Origin of the sequence: Bradyrhizobium sp. 139 (assembly GCF_023074175.1) — a bacterium.
GTDB lineage: Bacteria > Pseudomonadota > Alphaproteobacteria > Rhizobiales > Xanthobacteraceae > Bradyrhizobium.
Genome location: NZ_JADPKS010000172.1, coordinates 1 through 1,492 on the forward strand (window position 1 = coordinate 1; position 1,492 = coordinate 1,492).

Annotated in this window: 1 protein-coding gene; it reads right to left on the bottom strand. The window is 58.6% G+C overall.

Annotation, left to right across the window (positions count from 1 at the left end):
- Positions 1-585: 585 nt before the first annotated feature.
- A complete protein-coding gene (locus IVA80_RS36130) occupies positions 586-1,293 on the bottom strand; it encodes a hypothetical protein (protein ID WP_247439882.1) in 708 nt (235 codons plus the stop codon).
- Between the last annotated feature and the right edge of the window lie 199 nt (positions 1,294-1,492).

The window sequence follows — 1,492 nt, forward strand, 5'->3', positions numbered from 1 at the left end:
GCGAGCCTTGCGATCAAGTACAATCAAGTCGTTTCCCATGCCGCGAGTGAATCATGTTCGCGACAAGCTGGGATTCAAATGTCAGTGACAGAACACTAGCATAACGATACGGACAGAATCGTCGCACCAAGTAGCGATCCAGGCGAATCCCGCTTTCTCGATCGTTTGTCTATGCTCGATGGATCGCTCAATCGGCTCCGGATGCAGCGGTCCATCGTCCGAAGCGAGTGCAGGACAGCCAGTCCGCTTTGACACAAGGCTATCTCCCGCACTTGGCTCTTCTCGGATCTTGATCAAGACGGCGTTACCATCGAGACTAGCTTCACGCAAATCGACGCGCGCGGCCAGCGCACGCCGCGTCGATCGCGATTGAACCTTCCGAAGTGCATGTGGGCATTCGTTGATATGGCTGCTGACGAGATAGACCTTCTGCTGGGAGCGAGGGCCATCGTTCTAACGAGCGAACAATCACAAATGGCCGACCGTCGCGCTTTGAGCGCAACGCCCCGTGCGTTGGTGCCAGCTACGCACAACTCGCTGGGACCCACCGCCACGCAGCGGGTACTCAGTAACGCAACAACGCATTCACACGACACTCGCCAACGTCATCCGGCAGAGTGTCGTGATGTCGTAGACAGGCAGCCCCGTCATGCGACGAACCGCCGGAGCTGTCAGCGGAAGCGCGGTGCATTCGAATAGAAATGCAGCAATATCTGGATATGACTCGCGGAGTCGCGCGGTGCAGGCGATGACATCCTTCTCGACGTCCGCGATATCCGTCGGTGGCGGCGGTCGCATATTCTCATTTCGCACTAGTACGCTATCTTCGAGACCTCCGATGACCACCCTGGCCCGTGCGGCTGGATCGCCGATGCCAAGCATGTCTTCGCTTATGTGCTTCGGCTGGGCGACCACAACGGCGAGCTTGGCGACCGCCGGCAATTGGCGGAGTAGCGCCGGCAGAAGCAGCAGGCTCGACGTGACTACGGGTACATCCACAGCCGCGGCGACAGCTGCTTGGTGCCGGACAAAGTAGCCACAGTTGGCGCTTATCGCTACCGCGCCCCGCTCGACCAGGCGCTTGGCTGCCGCCACGCAGGCTGGCTCGAGCTCAGGCGCCCCAGGGACAACCAAGTCCACCCAAGCACCCACGACGGTTTCTGAAATCACGGGAAAGTCGTAAGTGGCTGGACTCATCAAGGAACCGCTTAGCGGCGCCCGCAGCGTAGCGCCGGCCACCCTGCCTCGTTCCAGATTAAGAATTCCGAGAGAGCGCTGGGTTGGCGATGCCATTCACGACTCCGTTGGCTTTAACAAAGTAATATTAAAGAGCTTAGCGCGATGTCAGGCCGGAATCCCGCAAATTAGCCGGATGCGCGCAGCAATTTTACACCTAGTGTTCTGACTCATTCATTCGCATCCCGCTTTTGTGATTGCGAGCGCTTTTTTGGCTCGGCGGTGCTTTGCGAGGATGGACTTGGCGCTGGCGGTC

What these genes read in the sequence shown, in the direction of transcription:
- IVA80_RS36130 (WP_247439882.1), bottom strand. Translation starts at nt 1,293, where the DNA reads ATGGCATCGCCAACCCAGCGCTCTCTCGGAATTCTTAATCTGGAACGA.